The sequence below is a fragment of the Kerstersia gyiorum genome (assembly GCF_004216755.1).
GTDB lineage: Bacteria > Pseudomonadota > Gammaproteobacteria > Burkholderiales > Burkholderiaceae_B > Kerstersia > Kerstersia gyiorum.
On sequence record NZ_SGWZ01000006.1, the window covers coordinates 140,734 to 155,992 of the forward strand.

At 65.2% G+C, this 15,259-nt stretch carries 12 protein-coding genes; 5 read left to right on the forward strand and 7 right to left on the reverse strand.

The genetic code is table 11. The annotated features are described in order from the left end of the window. Nucleotides 1-29 precede the first annotated feature (29 nt). Together EV679_RS15570 and EV679_RS15575 are read left to right on the forward strand one after the other, a co-directional pair. Entirely contained in the window at nucleotides 30-590 is a 561-nt protein-coding gene (locus tag EV679_RS15570; RefSeq protein WP_068374369.1) for a DUF924 family protein, read from the forward strand. Between the two features lie 179 nt (nucleotides 591-769). Continuing rightward, nucleotides 770-3,511 (forward strand): DUF3141 domain-containing protein, encoded by a 2,742-nt coding sequence (locus EV679_RS15575; RefSeq protein ID WP_130487699.1) that lies wholly within the window; start codon nucleotides 770-772, stop codon nucleotides 3,509-3,511. 228 nt (nucleotides 3,512-3,739) lie between these two features. Here the strand turns inward: EV679_RS15575 and EV679_RS15580 are convergent, their stop codons facing one another. The 3 genes from EV679_RS15580 to tkt form a co-directional block, all read right to left on the reverse strand. Then, nucleotides 3,740-4,954 (reverse strand): phosphoglycerate kinase, encoded by a 1,215-nt coding sequence (locus EV679_RS15580; protein ID WP_068374374.1) that lies wholly within the window; start codon nucleotides 4,952-4,954, stop codon nucleotides 3,740-3,742. Nucleotides 4,955-5,082: 128 nt separating this feature from the next. Continuing rightward, entirely contained in the window at nucleotides 5,083-6,093 is a 1,011-nt protein-coding gene (gene gap / locus EV679_RS15585; RefSeq protein WP_068374377.1) for a type I glyceraldehyde-3-phosphate dehydrogenase, read from the reverse strand. A gap of 18 nt (nucleotides 6,094-6,111) precedes the next feature. Next, on the reverse strand, nucleotides 6,112-8,157 hold the full coding sequence (gene tkt, locus EV679_RS15590; RefSeq protein ID WP_068374380.1) for a transketolase: 2,046 nt from the start codon (nucleotides 8,155-8,157) through the stop codon (nucleotides 6,112-6,114). A gap of 252 nt (nucleotides 8,158-8,409) precedes the next feature. On the opposite strand from tkt, the gene EV679_RS15595 reads away from it, so the two are divergent. Further along, nucleotides 8,410-9,153: a 16S rRNA (uracil(1498)-N(3))-methyltransferase gene (locus EV679_RS15595; protein ID WP_068374382.1), complete on the forward strand. Its 744-nt coding sequence runs from the start codon at nucleotides 8,410-8,412 to the stop codon at nucleotides 9,151-9,153. A 223-nt stretch (nucleotides 9,154-9,376) separates the two neighbouring features. Beyond that, on the forward strand, nucleotides 9,377-10,117 hold the full coding sequence (gene loiP / locus EV679_RS15600) for a metalloprotease LoiP (protein ID WP_462937376.1): 741 nt from the start codon (nucleotides 9,377-9,379) through the stop codon (nucleotides 10,115-10,117). Between the two features lie 167 nt (nucleotides 10,118-10,284). On the opposite strand, the gene EV679_RS15605 is transcribed toward loiP, so the two are convergent. From EV679_RS15605 to EV679_RS15615, 3 genes are all read right to left on the reverse strand, one after another. Then, complete coding sequence (locus tag EV679_RS15605) at nucleotides 10,285-11,034, reverse strand: tetratricopeptide repeat protein (protein WP_130487700.1); 750 nt, start codon at nucleotides 11,032-11,034, stop codon at nucleotides 10,285-10,287. 183 nt (nucleotides 11,035-11,217) lie between these two features. Then, nucleotides 11,218-12,399: an MFS transporter gene (locus EV679_RS15610; RefSeq protein ID WP_068374388.1), complete on the reverse strand. Its 1,182-nt coding sequence runs from the start codon at nucleotides 12,397-12,399 to the stop codon at nucleotides 11,218-11,220. After that, nucleotides 12,399-13,589 (reverse strand): serine hydrolase domain-containing protein, encoded by a 1,191-nt coding sequence (locus tag EV679_RS15615; RefSeq protein WP_130487701.1) that lies wholly within the window; start codon nucleotides 13,587-13,589, stop codon nucleotides 12,399-12,401. The genes EV679_RS15610 and EV679_RS15615 overlap by 1 nt, the downstream gene beginning before the upstream one ends. Nucleotides 13,590-13,706: 117 nt before the next feature. Here EV679_RS15615 and EV679_RS15620 point away from each other — a divergent pair, with 117 nt between their 5' ends. Beyond that, nucleotides 13,707-14,639 (forward strand): LysR family transcriptional regulator, encoded by a 933-nt coding sequence (locus EV679_RS15620; protein WP_130487702.1) that lies wholly within the window; start codon nucleotides 13,707-13,709, stop codon nucleotides 14,637-14,639. Between the two features lie 28 nt (nucleotides 14,640-14,667). Here EV679_RS15620 and EV679_RS15625 read toward each other — a convergent pair. After that, a partial coding sequence (locus EV679_RS15625) for a sugar phosphate isomerase/epimerase family protein (protein ID WP_130487735.1) occupies nucleotides 14,668-15,259 on the reverse strand: 592 nt, incomplete at its 5' end.

The following is a 15,259-nucleotide window of genomic DNA, read 5'->3' on the forward strand; positions in this document are numbered from 1 at the left end:
ATCTATGCCACCCTCCGCAGGGAGTCTTCATGCTCGATCACGATAAGCAAGCCAGCGCCACACCGGACCAGGTCATCGCCTTCTGGCGCGAAGCCGGTCCCGCCCTGTGGTTCGCCAAGGATACGGATTTCGACAGGCGCTTCAGCCAGGCCTTCATTGCCGACCACCTGGCGGCCGCACGGCGCGAACGCGACCCCTGGATGGATACCGCTGAAGGCGCGCTGGCCCTGCTGCTGTTGCTGGACCAGTTCCCGCGCAATGCCTTCCGCGGCACCGCCCATATGTTCGCCACCGACCCGCTGGCGCTGTTCTATACGGAGCAGGCGCTGGCCTTCGGCCACGACCTCGCCATCGAGCCGCAACTGCGCCCCTTCATGTACCTGCCGCTGGAGCACGCCGAAGACCTCGAAGCGCAGATACGCTGCGTGGCGCTCTGTCAGCCGCTGGGCGGCGAAACCCTGCGCTATGCGGAAATCCACCACGACATCATCAGCCGCTTCGGCCGCTTCCCGCACCGCAACGCCATGCTGGGCCGCGTCACCACCACCGAGGAAGACGCCTTTCTGCGCGCCGGCGGCTTCGGCGGCTGACATCGGCGCGCCAAAAACCAGGAAACCTCCGGAAAATCCGAAACTTAGCCGGTTTTTCCGGCTTTTACGATATTGATGTTGCATTGCAATATTTTCTGCGATGTAATCGCAGGAGAGGTACGCATGTCCCGCTGCGCCGTGAGCCGACCGGCGCCGTCCTGATCATTACGGAGTCCGCCATGCCCACCAGCCAAAGCGCGCAAGCCAAGGCGCAGGAAGCCCAATCCCAAGATGCATCCCAGGCCAAGGGCGCGCCCCTGACCTCCCTGTTTTCCCTGACCCCCTGGTCCGCCGCCATGGCCTACGCTGTCGACGCCTGGCAGCGCAGCGTGCTGTATGCGGACGCCATGCGCCAGCGCGGCAACCAGTACCAGGAACACATGGCGCAACAGGAACCGAACGTCCTCAGCATGCAATCAGAGGTCATCGCCCGTGGCAATACGCTGCCGCGCCCGGTGAACTACATGCTGTCGCGCATCATCCCGCCCGAAGGCGTGGTCATAGACCCGCGCAAGCGCCCCTTCGTCGTCGTCGATCCGCGTGCCGGCCACGGCCCGGGCATCGGCGGCTTCAAGCCGGAAAGCGAATTGGGCGTAGCCATCCGTGCCGGGCACCCCTGCTATTTCGTGGGTTTCCTGCCTGATCCTGAACCGGGCCAGACCGTCGAAGACGTGATGCGCGCTGAAGCCTTTTTCCTGGAAACCGTCATTGCCCGCCATCCCGAAGCGGAAGGCAAGCCGGTCGTCATCGGCAACTGCCAGGCCGGCTGGCAGGTCATGATGACCGCTGCCATGCGCCCCGAGTTGTTCGGCCCCATCATCCTGGCAGGCGCGCCGCTCTCCTACTGGGCCGGCTGGCGTGGCATGAACCCGATGCGCTACCTCGGCGGCCTGCTCGGCGGCTCGTGGCTGACGGCGCTGACCAGCGATCTCGGCCATGGCAAATTCGACGGCGCCTGGCTGGTGCGCAACTTCGAATTCCTCAATCCCGCCAATACGCTGTGGGACAAGCAGTACCACCTGTACGCCAATATCGACACCGAAACCGAGCGCTACCTGGGCTTCGAGAAATGGTGGGGCGGCCACGTGTACCTGAATGGCGACGAGATCCAGTACATCGTCGACAACCTGTTCGTCGGCAACCGGCTGTCCACCGCCGAGCTGGTCACCAGCGACGGCATCCGCCTGGACCTGCGCAACATCCAGTCGCCCATCATCGTGTTCTGCTCGCGCGGCGACAACATCACCCCCCCGCCCCAGGCGCTGGGCTGGCTCACCGATGTCTACCAGAACGACGAGGAAATCCGTGCCCACGGCCAGACCATCGTCTATGCCGTGCATGAGAGCATCGGCCACCTGGGCATCTTCGTATCCGGCAGCGTGGCACGCAAAGAACACCAGGAATTCACCAGCAACATCGACCTGATCGACGTACTGCCCACAGGCATCTACGAAGCCATCATCCGCGACAAGCAGAACGATACGCCCAACGCCGACCTCACCGACGGCCCGTATATCGCCAGTTTCGAACGCCGCAAGCTCGACCAGGTACGCAAGATCATCGAACCCATCCAGGAAGACGACCGCCGCTTCGCCACCGTGGCGCGCCTGTCGGAAATCAACCTGGGCCTGTACCGCCGCTTCATGCAGCCCTGGGTGCAGCTCTGGGCCACGCCCACCGTGGCCGAGACGCTGCGCGTGCTGCATCCTTTGCGCCTGCAGTACGAAGCCTTCAGCGACAAGAATCCGCTGGCGGAAAGCACGGCGAAACTGGCGGAGAAAGTCCGCGAAGAGCGCGTGCCGGTGGCTGCCGACAACATTTTCCGGGTCTGGCAGGAAATCCTGTCGCGCAGCGTTTCCTCGGGCCTGGACATCTGGCGCGTCACCCGCGACGATATCGTCGAGCAACTGTTCATGACGGTGTACGGCTCGCCCCTGGCGCAGACGCTGGCAGGCCTGGGCGCCCACCCCGAAGCGCCGCCGCGCAAGCACCCCGGCGTCTCACCGGAACACCGCGACTTCGTCAAGCAGACGCTGGCAGACCTGCGTGCCCAGGTCAGCCGCGGCGGCCTGCGCGAAGCCTGCATCCGCATGCTGGTCTATGTCGGCCATGGCGAAGGCGCCATCGACGAGCGCAATTTCAACCTGATCCGCCGCCTGCGCGTCGACCACGACAAGAGCATGACGCTGGAGCGCTTCAAGGAAATGGTGCGCGAACAGGCCCTGATGATGATGCTCGATATGCATGGCGCCATCCAGAGCATGCCTATCCTGCTGTCGCAAGCGTCGGAAGAAAACATCCGCCAGGCGCTCGAGCAGATGATCCGCGTCGTGACGGCAGCAGGCGACAAGCTTGGCGAAACCAGCCAGGCCCGCCTGGAAGAAATGCGCGCCATTTTTGAATCCGCCGCCGACCGTGCCGCACGTTTCCCGATCCTGGGCAATGCCGCATCGGCCAGCAGCCAGCAGAGCCGCCTGGCTCAGGCCACCGAAACGCAGCCCATCCCCGGCCTGGAACCGGCGCCCTGGGCTACTGCCAAGACCAATGGCGGGCAGCCGGCCCTGCCTGATCCCAAGCCGGAGCTGGGCGCTGCGCTGGATGATGCGGCCCCGTCCCCGAGTGCCGCTGCCGTGGCCGCCACGCCCCAGGCTGCCCCGGCCGCCAAGGCCAGCGCCCCCGTCAAGCGTGCGCCTGCCAAGGCGCCGGCACGCAAGACCGCCACCAAAACAACGGCAGCCAAGGCGGCCGCTCCTGTCCCGGCAGCAAAACCGGCACCCGCAACGCCGGTTCCCCAGCCGCCCGCCACCGCACCGGCCAGCCCTGCCCCCGCCGGCACCGCCCCGGTGCAGCCTGCTGCCGCACCGGCAAAGACACCTGCCAGCCCCAATCGCGCCACCCGACGCGCCCAGCGCAGCAAGTAGTCCCGCCTGCCGGTTCGGCCCTGACAGCGCCGCTTTCGCAAGGAAGCAGCGCTTTTTCGTGGCCATCAGCGTGGCCATCCGGCCAGTTCATGCCGGATATCCGGTACACAGACATTTCGCTGGCAGTGCAGATCGGCGGTGCGATCAGTGGCGACACGGCGCGCTGGAAAACAGACCTGCCGCGGCTGGGTCGCCCCGGCCGCGGCAGGCAGTGTCACTCAAGGCAGATCAGGCGCTGGCGCGTTGCTGCAGGATATCCACGGCAGGCAGTACCTTGCCTTCGAGGAATTCCAGGAAAGCGCCGCCACCAGTAGAGATATAGCTGACATCACCGGCAATGCCGAATTTGGCAATGGCTGCCAGCGTGTCGCCGCCACCGGCGATAGAGAACGCGGGAGATTCGGCGATGGCGCGGGCGATGACTTCCGTTCCCTTGGCGAAGGCATCGAACTCGAATACGCCGACCGGTCCGTTCCAGACGATGGTACCGGCCTGCTTCAGGATGCCGGCCAGCTGTTCAGCGGATGTCGGGCCGATGTCCAGGATCAGGTCGTCGGCGGCGACGTCATCGACGGACTTCACCGTGGCTTCTGCATCGGCGCCGAATTGCTTGGCGCACACCACGTCCACCGGAATGGGAACCGCCGCGCCACGCTGCTGCATACGCTCGATCACGGACTTGGCCTGGCCGACCTGCTCCGGCTCGGCCAGCGACTTGCCGATGGGCTTGCCCATGGCCAGCAGGAAGGTGTTGGCAATGCCGCCTCCCACCACCAGTTGGTCCACCTTGTCGGCCAGGGCTTCCAGGATGGACAGCTTGGTCGAGACCTTGGAACCGGCCACGATGGCCACCAGCGGACGTGCCGGGGCTTGCAGCGCGCGGCCCAGGGCCTCCAGTTCGGCCGCCAGCAGCGGGCCGGCGGCGGCCACCGGCGCGAAGCGGGCGATGCCATGCGTGGTGGCCTCGGCACGGTGCGCCGTGCCAAAGGCGTCGTTGACGTATACATCGCACAGCGCCGCCATCTTGCGCGACAGGTTTTCGTCGTTCTTCTTCTCGCCCGGGTTCACCCGGCAGTTTTCCAGCAGCACGACGCGGCCGGGCTGGACTTCAACACCGTCGATCCAGTCCTGCACCAGCGGCACTTCCACGCCCAGCAGCTGCGACAGGCGGCGCGCCACCGGCGCCAGACTGTCTTCAGGGTTCAGTTCACCTTCCTTGGGACGCCCCAGGTGCGACGTCACCATGACGGCAGCGCCGGCGTCCAGCGCCAGGCGGATGCCGGGCACCGAAGCACGGACGCGAGTGTCTTCGCTGATGTTGCCTTCGTCATCGAAAGGCACGTTCAGGTCGGCGCGGATGAAGACACGCTTGCCGGCCAGTTGGCCGCTGGCCGCCAGCTTTTCCAGCGTAAGCACGGCGAGCGTGGAGGGAGTCTTGGACATGGATGGCTCCGGATGCAATGGGAAGACATGAAAAAGCCCGCTGCCTCCACGCCCCGCCTGGGGGAGCGCACAAGACAGCGGGCGTAGCGGCGTGCAGGCTCAGGCCGGCAGGCGCCCGTGAGTTTGCGTTAGGCCGCGTTCATCAACGCAACGGTGGTGTCCAGCATGCGGTTGCTGAAGCCCCACTCGTTGTCGTACCAGGACGACACCTTCACCAGACGGCCGTTGACCTTGGTCAGCGTGGCGTCGAAGGTGCTGGAAGCCGGGTTGTGGTTGAAGTCCACCGAAACCAGCGGCTCGGTGTTGTAGGCCAGGATGCCCTTCAGGGCGCCTTCCGAGGCTTCCTTCAGGATGGCGTTGACTTCTTCCACCGTGGTGTCGCGCTCGGAGATGAAGGACAGATCGACCAGCGACACGTTGATGGTCGGAACGCGGATGGCATAGCCGTCCAGGCGGCCATTCAGCTCGGGCAGCACCAGGCCGACCGCGGCGGCGGCGCCGGTCTTGGTCGGGATCATGCTTTGCGTGGCGGAACGGGCGCGGCGCAGGTCTTCGTGGTAGACGTCGGTCAGCACCTGGTCATTGGTGTAGGCGTGCACAGTCGTCATCAGGCCGGTCACCAGGCCCAGCTTGGCGTGCAGCGGCTGCACCAGCGGAGCCAGGCAGTTGGTGGTGCAAGAAGCGTTGGAAATCACCGTGTCGGTGGACTTCAGCACTTGGTGGTTCACGCCATACACGACGGTGGCGTCGACATCCTTGCCGCCGGGTGCAGAGATGACCACTTTCTTGGCGCCACCCTTCAGGTGGGCGCTGGCCTTTTCCTTGCTGGTGAAAAAGCCCGTGCATTCCAGCACCACGTCCACGCCCAGCTCGCCCCACGGCAGTTCAGCCGGGTTGCGGTTGGCCAGCACGCGGATGCGATCACCGTTGACCACCATGCTGTCGCCATCGACCGACACGGTACCGGGGAAGCGGCCATGGGCGGTGTCGTATTGCGTCAGGTGGGCATTGGTCTTGGGATCACCCAGGTCGTTGATGGCCACGATTTCGATATCGTGTTTCTTGCCACCTTCGTAGTGTGCACGCAGAACGTTGCGGCCGATACGGCCGTAGCCATTGATGGCGACGCGAATGGTCATGACAGTAATCTCCTTGATTTACAGAATGCGTTGAACAGCGGCTGCCACATTCTCGGCAGTCAGGCCGAAATGCTTGAAAAGGACTCCTGCCGGCGCCGATTCACCATAGGTGTCGATGCCGACGACCGCGCCACGGCGGCCGACATACTTGTGCCAGAGCGCCGTGCTGCCGGCTTCCACTGCCACGGCGGGCAGGTCGACGGGCAGGACGGCATCACGCCAGGCCTGGTCCTGGGCGTCGAAGACCTCGGTGCAGGGCATGGAAACGACGCGCACCGGAATGCCTGCTTCGGCCAGTTGCTTCTGTGCTTCCAGTGCCAGCGCCACCTCGGAACCGGTGGCGATGATCACGGCGCGGGCGCCTGCGGCGTCACGCAGCACATAACCGCCACGCGCCACTGCCGCGAGCGTCTCGGCATCGCGTTCGATGAAAGGCAGGTTCTGGCGCGACAGCAGCAGCGCGCTCGGGCCGCCGGCATGCACATCCATGCCAATGCTGGCCGGACGCGTGACAGCGGTATTCCAGGCCACCACGGTTTCCACCGTGTCGGCCGGACGCCAGACATGCAGGTTGGGAATCAGGCGCAGGCTGGAGGCATGCTCGATGGACTGGTGGGTCGGGCCGTCTTCGCCCAGGCCGATGGAGTCGTGCGTGAAGACGTGCACCACGCGTTGCTTCATCAGCGCCGCCATGCGGATCGCATTGCGGGAATAATCAGAGAAGGTCAGGAAGGTGCCGCCGAAAGGCAGGAAGCCCCCATGCAGCGCCACGCCATTCATGATGGCGGCCATGCCGAACTCGCGCACACCGTAGTTGATGTGGCGGCCGCCCTGCACACCATGTTCGCCCGCGCGGACGGCGACAGCGCCCTTCCAGTCGGTGAAATTGGAGCCGGTCAGGTCGGCCGAACCGCCCAGCATTTCAGGCAGCAGTTCGACCAACGCTGTGATGGCCTGTTGCGAGGCCTTGCGCGTGGCAACCGTCTGCGCTTCGGCAACCGTGCGTTGCAGCAGTTCCTGCAGGCGTTGCTCAATGCCTTCCGGCAGCTTGCCTGCCAGGCGGCGCTGCAATTCAGCGGCTTCGGCAGGGAAAGCGGCGGCATAAGCGTCAAAACCGGCCTGCCATTGCGCCTGCTGGCTGGCGCCACGGGCGCGTGCGTCCCAGGCGGCGTAGACATCGGCAGGCACTTCGAACGGCGCATGGTTCCAGCCGATGGCAGCGCGGGTGGCAGCAATTTCGTCCGCACCCAGCGGCGCGCCGTGCACCTTTTCGGAACCCGCCAGCTTGGGCGAACCCTTGCCAATAACAGTACGGCAGATGATCAGCGTGGGGCCGGCACCGGCCTCGGCATTGCGGCGAGCCTGCGCCAGCGCGGCGTCGACAGCATCGACGTCATGGCCATCGACAGCACGGATGACGTTCCAGCCGTAGCTCTCGAAACGCTTGGCGGTGTCGTCGGCGAACCAATGCTCGACCTTACCGTCGATGGAGATACCGTTGTCGTCGTACAGCGCGATCAGCTTGGACAGGCGCAGCGTACCCGCCAGCGAGCAGACCTCGTGGGAAATGCCTTCCATCAGGCAGCCGTCGCCCAGGAACACATAGGTGTTATGGTCGATGATGGCATGGCCGGGGCGGTTGAATTCTGCTGCCAGCAGCGCCTCTGCGAGCGCCAGACCCACGGCGTTGCCCAGGCCCTGGCCCAGCGGGCCGGTCGTGGTTTCCACGCCCGGGGTGATGCCGACTTCCGGGTGACCCGGCGTACGCGAATGCAGTTGGCGGAAGTTGCGCAGTTCTTCGATGGGAAGATCGTAGCCCGTCAGGTGCAGCAAGGCGTAGATCAGCATGGAGCCGTGGCCATTCGACAGCACGAAGCGATCGCGGCCAGCCCATGCCGGGTCGGCCGGATTATGACGCAGATGGCGCAGCCAGAGGGCCTGCGCAATTTCCGCCATGCCCATGGGGGCACCCGGATGGCCGGAATTGGCCTGTTGCACGGCATCCATGGCCAACGCGCGCACGGCGGCCGAAAGGACGGACGGGGAAGCTGAAGACTCGGTCATCGACTCACTCTCATGCGGCACGACACCCCGGAAGGCGCGTGGCCAGAAGCCTAAGGAATAACCGGAGATTTTAACATCGCCATCAGCCGCTGCCTGCGATTGCGGCCAAGACAGTCCGTCAGCCCCCATTCCGTGTCGGTTCACCTGGCCCGACAGCCCCCCGGTTGCCGTCGCAAAGGACTGCGGCGCGAGCGCTCCGGACCGGCAAATGACGCTAAGATGGCAGCGCCTCCGGTTTTGCTTCCCGCCGTCATGTCCGCTCCACGCTTTTTCTGTTCCGCCGAAATCCCGCCCCACAGCCGCTTCCTGTTGCCGGACGCACCGGCGCACCATGCGCTGCGCGTGCTGCGCCTGCGCCAGGGCAGCCCCATCGTGCTATTCGACGGCACTGGCGGCGAATATCCGGCAACGCTGGATATCGACGGCAAGCAGGCCTATGCACTGACCGGCCCGCACCTGCCCCGGGAAGCGGAACTGCCCGGCCGCATCGTGCTGCTGCAAGGGCTGCCGTCGGGCGACAAGATGGATTGGGTCATTGAGAAAGCCGTCGAGACCGGCGTCAGCGCCATCGTGCCGGTCGCGGCCCAGCGCAGCGTGCTGCAGCTGGAAGGCGAACGCCTGGAAAAACGCCTGGGCCGCTGGCGCGGCATTGCGACGTCGGCCAGCGAACAGTGCGGCCGCAACCGCCTGCTGGAAATCGCCCGGCCGTGCTCGCTGGCACAGGCGCTGGCCAGCCTGGCCCCGGGCCTGGCCCTGTTCTGCCACCCGGATGCCGATACTGCCCTGGCTGCCAGGCTGCGCCAGGCGGGCCCTGGCGCAGCCGACACGCTGAGCCTGGTCATTGGCCCCGAAGGCGGCTGGTCCGACACAGAACTGGAACTGGCGCGCCGCCATGGCGCCCATCCCGTCAGCCTGGGTGCCAGGGTGATGCGCACGGAAACCGCCGGCATCGTACTGGCCGCCGCATGCAGCGCCCTGCTGGGCTGGCTGGACTGAGTCACGGCAAGGACGGGAACCGGCAGGCTGCTGCCATCAAAAAAGTGACCGCCCGACATACCAAACGGGCCTGCCGGCTCTTACACATCTGTTCACATTCGGCGTCCGGCCAGGATAGGCAGACAGCGCGGCAGCGTGGTTACACTTCCGCCGTTACATTCGCCTGCCGCCTGGAACGCCCCGTGCGTCCGGTGGCGTCTACCATCTCCTGGAGAGTTCCATCGTGAAGTTCCGCTATCCTGCCGCCCTGATTCTTGCCGCCGCCCTGGCCGGCTGCGCCAATATGGACCCGAACGCCCTGCTGTCCGCCGGTTCCAGCGCCTATACCGCTGCCAGCCTGAGCGACAGCGACATCGTCGAGCTGTCTGATGCCGCCTGCAAGCAAAGCGATGCAGAATCGCAGATCGCCCCCGCGTCCAGCGCCTACACCAAGCGCCTGAACCGCGTCATGCAAGGCTTCGGCCCTGTCACGCTCAACGGCCAGAGCATCAACTACAAGGTCTATATGACCAACGATGTGAATGCCTGGGCCATGGGCAACGGCTGCATCCGAGTCTACAAGGGTCTGATGGACATGATGACCGACGACGAACTGCGCGGTGTGATCGGCCACGAAATGGGCCACGTCGCCCTGGGCCACAGCAAGAAGGCCATGCGCACGGCCTACGCCGTCAATGCCGCCCGTACCGCAGCGACCGGGTCGGGCAACAGCACGGTCTCCGCGCTGAGCCAATCGGAACTGGGCAACCTGACCGAAGCCCTGATCAACGCGCAGTTCTCTCAGAGCCAGGAATTCGAGGCCGACGACTACTCCTTCGAGCTGCTCGGCCAGAAAGGCATGAACCGTCTGGGCCTGGCTACCGCCTTTGAAAAGCTGGCGGAACTCGATGGCGGCGAAAGCAGCATCATGAGCTCGCACCCGTCCTCTCCCGAACGCGCCCGCCGCGTACGCGACCGCCTGTAAACGCACAGCGGCCATGCAGGACAACGCCGCATCGGCGCCCTGCATGGAATCCACGACTGGCACCCGCCACGGCGCCATGAAAAACGGCCTCATTCGAGGCCGTTTTTGCATCCCGTGCCACCCAGATCAGCGCAGTTCTTTGTATGTTTTTGTTTCCAGAACAGGGCTCAGCGCCGTCCGGAAAACGCGGTTTCCAGTCGCCGCAACTGCTCGCGGTGCATGTCCCGCTGCGCACGCGACCAGCGCGCAATGACGGTCTTCAATTCCGCATGCAAGGCGTCGGCAGTGGCCCAATCCCCCTGGCCCGCGGCCCAGACCGCATATTCCGCCCGGCTTTCGAAACTGCCGTGGCGCGTGACTGACTCCTGGAATTGAGAGCGGGCCAGGGCCACGTCGCCCTGGGCGGCATAGGCACGCGCCAGCAACAGACTGACCGCATCGGCGCGGAACTGCGGATTCGCCTGGCGGATAGCTTGCAAATACCTGATGCAGGTCTGCGTTTCCTGCGCGGCGAAGGCCGCCTGGGCGGCCAGCCAGGAAATCTCCGCATCACCCGAGAACACGCCGTTGAGGCAGCCCTCGAACAGTTCCAGCGCCTGCTTGGGCTGACCGGCTTCCAGCAAGGCGGTCGCCAGCCGGATCTGGTTCTGCGCCGTCGGCGTGTAATCGTAGGCCTGTTGCGCCGCCCTCAGTTCGCGGCCGGGGTCCAGGGCCTTGACCGCCACCGACGCCACCTTGCCGGCATGGTGGGTCAGGCGCGATTCCGGCAGATAGATGGCGAGGAAGTAGATGACGCTGCCCAGCAGGGGAAAGGACAGCAAAATGAAAATCCAGAAAATTTGCTGGCGTGTGCGGACCGCATGCACTGCGAAGAAAATGGCGATCAGCAGATGCAGGCCCAGACCGATATAAGGCATGAAGATTCCTATGGCACGAAGGAAGGAAGCGGTTTGGGCAGGCATTTTAAAGCAGGGTTCCGGGAATACCCGGACCGGCTTACGTAACAAGAAGTCTGAAAAAGTCTGTCTGCCCCCACCATTTCCAGCGGCCTGGCCTGTATGCCAGGCCGCTGTGCCCAGATCGCGCCGAACCGGCGGGCGCTACAGCGCAGCCACCGGAAAACCATGGCAACGGCCGCGCCAGACTGCAATCAGCGCCACGGCCAGCAGGCCCAGCAGCACCGGGGCGAAAGCCCCTACCCCAAACTGGCTGAGCAACATGCCGCCAGCCACGCCGCCCCCGGCAATTGCCAGGTTCCAGGCCGTCACCAGCATGGACTGCGCCACATCTGCCGCCGGCCCGGCTGCCTGCGCCAGCGCCGTCTGGAACAGGGTCGCCACGCCACCGAACGCCAGCCCCCAGACCGCCACCGCGACATACACGACGGCGGGCCCGCCCCAGGCGGGGCCGACAATGCCCAGCACCAAGGCCGACACACCGAACAACAGCGTGCTGGCGATGGTCAGGCGGCGTAGATGCCGGTCTATCAGCATGCCCACGATCCAGATGCCAGGCAAGGAAGCGGTACCGAAGACCAGCAGCACCACGTCGGTCTGCTTCACCATGTCCGCTGCCGCCAGGAACGGAGCAATATAGGTAAAAAGGATGTTGTGCGCCAGCACGAACGCCAGGGTGGCGCACAGCACGATCCGGACGCCGGGCATGGTGAACACCCGGGCCAGAGGCAGGCGGGTACCGGCCGCCTGTCCCGGAAAATCCGGCAGGCGCAGGCGCACCCAGTACATCAGCGCCAGGGCCAGGCCACTCATGATGCCGAAACTCATCCGCCATCCGAACTGCTGGCCCAGGAAAGTGCCTGCCGGGATGCCGATGGAAAGCGCCAGCGGCGCTCCCACCATGGCAATTGCGATGGCCCGGCCTTTGAGATGGTCGGGAACCATGCGCGCCGCATAGCCTGCCACCAGGGCCCAGAGCAGGCCCGCAGCGACTCCCGCCAGGAAACGCGCCGCCATGGTCAGGCCATAGCTGGTGGAAAACGCGGTCACGGTATTGGCGATGACAAAACCGGCGATCGCCGCCAACAACAAGGGCCGGCGGCGCATGCCCTGCGTGATGGCCGTCAACGGCATGGCAGCAACCAGCGAACCGATGGCGTAAATGGTCACGGTCTGCCCTATCCAGGCCTCGGACACAGCCAGCCCCTGCGCCATCTGCGGCAGCAAGCCCGCCGGCAGGGCTTCGGTCAGCACCGTAATGAAAGCCCCCATGGCCAGGGCGAGCAAGGCAGCAACAGGCATGCGATCTCCAGTGGCAGCGGCCATCATTCCTGCTCCAGCGAGAGATAGACGGCATCGCGCAAATCGTTCACGAAGCGCCCCGACATGCCTTCGTACAGCGTATTGGTGAAGGCCACCACGCTCAAGCCGCGCGCCCTGTCCACGAACCACGAATGCCCATAGGCGCCGCCCCAGCGCCAGGTGCCGGCGGACTCCGGGGAGGCCGCCAGCGCCGGATCGCGCAGTACCGAAAAGCCCAGGCCGAAGCCCTGCCCCGGCGCATCGGGCAGCGTCAGACCTGCCGTCTGATCCCGTCCCATTTCCTCTACCAGACCGCCGGGAAGCAGGCCGTTGCCATCCTGCCGCAGGCTTTCCAGCAAACGCAAAAAGTCGCCCGCGCTGCCTGCCATGCCCCCGCCCCCGGACGGAAATGCCTGCGGGTCCAGGATACGCGCCGGGCTGAACCGGATACCTGCCATCCCTTCGAGGTGCGCTACCTGCTCACCTTCCTGGAGGCGATGCGGCCTGGGCTGGTCGTTCGCATAAGCGGTTGCCAGGCGCTCCGGCCCTGGCACCAGGAAACCGGTGTCCTCCATGCCCAGCGGGCCAGTCACCAGCGCCCGCACCGCCGCGTCCAGCGGGCCGCCCCACACCTGCTCGATCACGGCACCCAGGACATCAGTGGCAAGCGAGTAGCCCCAGGAAGTGCCAGGTTCGTAATACAGGGGCACAGAGGCCAGGCGGCGCAGGTTTTCCGCCAGGCTGATGCCAGATGCGTCCATGCCATCGGACACGCCCGCAAGTGCATAAGGGCCCAGGGCATCGGCCTCGAAAAAGCGGTAGCCCAGACCGGCGGTATGGCTCAGCAATTGCCTGGGCGTCAGCACGGCCTCGCGGCCATCGGCCAGGCGCGGCCGGAATCCCGGCAGCCACTGCGCAATACCATCATCCAGCGCCAGCTTGCCCTGGGCCACCAACGCCAGCGCCGCCACCGAGACAATGGGCTTGCTGACCGATGCCAGACGGAACACCGTATCAACCGACATCGGCAGCCCGGCCTCGCGATCCCGCCAGCCGGCGGCGTGCTGATGCAGCAATTCACCAGATCGGGCTACCAGCAAGACAGCACCGACCAGGCGCTGCTCGTCGAGCGCCTGCTGCACCACTGCCTGGATATGGGTCGAAAAACGCGTGCCGGCCGCACCGGCACGCAAGGGAAATAATGGGGAAGTCACGGGGAATCCTTTGTTCTACAAATCACCCCCTCACGATAGAGAACCCCGCATTAAAGAAAAAGAGGCTACATTTCCATTTTGAAAGGACATTAATGTCCGCAATCAACCGGGTGGAAATTGGATAGTCTCAACGGTTTCATGGTGTTCGTACAAGTGGCCGAAACCCGCAGTTTCGTCGCAGCCGGCCGCCTGCTGGGGGTGTCTGCCTCTGCCGTTGGCAAGAGCGTGGCGCGGCTGGAGGAGAAGCTGGGCGTCAGGCTGTTCCACCGCAGCACTCGCAACGTCGCACTGACTGCCGAAGGCACGCTGTTCCTGGAACGCAGCCGGCGCATCCTGGCGGAAATCGAGGCAGCAGAACAGGAACTGTCGCAAGCCAGCAGCGCCCCGCGTGGCCGCCTGCGGGTCAGCCTGCCTTCGGCCAGCTCCCTGATCCTGCCCGTCATGGGCGAATTCATGCGCCAGTACCCGGACATCGAGCTGGACCTGGACTTCACCGACCGCCTGGTCAATGTGATAGAAGAAGGTTTCGATGCGGTGGTCAGGACCGGCACGCCTACCGATTCCCGCCTGTCGGCGCGCAAGCTGGGCAATTTCAGCGCCCTGCTGGTGGCCTCGCCGGCTTACCTGGCCCGCGCAGGCGCACCAGCGCTGCCGCAAGACCTGTTGCAGCACCGCTGCCTGCACTATCGCTATCCGAACAGCGGCAAGCTGGAAAAATGGCCGCTGCGGCTGGCGCCGGGCGAACCGGAACTGCAACTGCCGAATTCGATGATCTGCAACAACCTGGAAACGCGGCTGTGCTTCGCCCTGCAGGGACTGGGCATTGCCTATCTGCCTGATTTTTCGGTCCGGGAGCATCTGGCGGACGGACGTCTACAGCCCGTGCTGTCCGAGCACATGGCCTGCTCCGGGGTTTTTCATGTGCTCTGGCCGGCCAGCAAACATCCTTCGCCGAAGGTGCGGGCATTCGTTGATTTTCTATGCGCCCGCGTCTTTCCCAAGCCCGGGCCGGCGGCCCGCAAGTCGGGCAGGTGCGCAACCCCCCGTTAACCGTCGGGCGCACGCCTGCCCTGCACGCTCAGTGGCGTGCCGCCACCACGCGCTTGGCAGCATCCAGCGTCATGGCCGCCCATTCCACCGGGCTCAGGTGCGCACGCGATTGCGTCGGCAATTCCACGCTGACCGGCAGCCCCTCGGGCAGGCTGTTCCACAGGCCCTGGACGTCGATACCACCCTCGCCCGGCAACAGGCGTTCAACGCGGCCGGCGTGGATATAGTCTTCCAGCGTCGGATTCTCGATGGCAGGTGCGTCGCAGATCTGCGCGTATTGCATCCATTGGCGAGGCAGCGCGCGCACGTCTTCGAGCGTCGTGGCGGAACGGCCGAAATGCAGCGCATCAATCAGGATGCCGCCGTTTTCCGGCTCGCCGGCCTGCTGCACCATGCGGTAGGCGTCATTGAGGTTTTTCACAGCGGTCCAGGGCATGAATTCCACATTGGGACGCAGGCCATAAGGCAGGGCCGCCTCGCAGAAACGCGCGTAATTATCGGCGCGGCGCTGTTCGTCCTCGTCGTCCACGCCGACCAGGATGGCCTTGCCGCCCAGCCTGGCGCCGGTTTCCAGGAACGCCTGATAGGCATCGGGCTGGAAGCCCGCATTGATGCGGATG

Excerpts from the sequence above, each read along its gene's own strand:
- EV679_RS15605 (WP_130487700.1), bottom strand. The coding sequence starts at position 11,034 with ATGCCTTATATCGGTCTGGGCCTGCATCTGCTGATCGCCATTTTCTTC.
- tkt (WP_068374380.1), bottom strand. The coding sequence starts at position 8,157 with ATGACCGAGTCTTCAGCTTCCCCGTCCGTCCTTTCGGCCGCCGTGCGC.
- EV679_RS15610 (WP_068374388.1), bottom strand. The coding sequence starts at position 12,399 with ATGGCCGCTGCCACTGGAGATCGCATGCCTGTTGCTGCCTTGCTCGCC.
- gap (WP_068374377.1), bottom strand. The coding sequence starts at position 6,093 with ATGACCATTCGCGTCGCCATCAATGGCTACGGCCGTATCGGCCGCAAC.
- EV679_RS15575 (WP_130487699.1), top strand. The coding sequence starts at position 770 with ATGCCCACCAGCCAAAGCGCGCAAGCCAAGGCGCAGGAAGCCCAATCC.
- EV679_RS15595 (WP_068374382.1), top strand. The coding sequence starts at position 8,410 with ATGTCCGCTCCACGCTTTTTCTGTTCCGCCGAAATCCCGCCCCACAGC.
- EV679_RS15570 (WP_068374369.1), top strand. The coding sequence starts at position 30 with ATGCTCGATCACGATAAGCAAGCCAGCGCCACACCGGACCAGGTCATC.
- EV679_RS15580 (WP_068374374.1), bottom strand. The coding sequence starts at position 4,954 with ATGTCCAAGACTCCCTCCACGCTCGCCGTGCTTACGCTGGAAAAGCTG.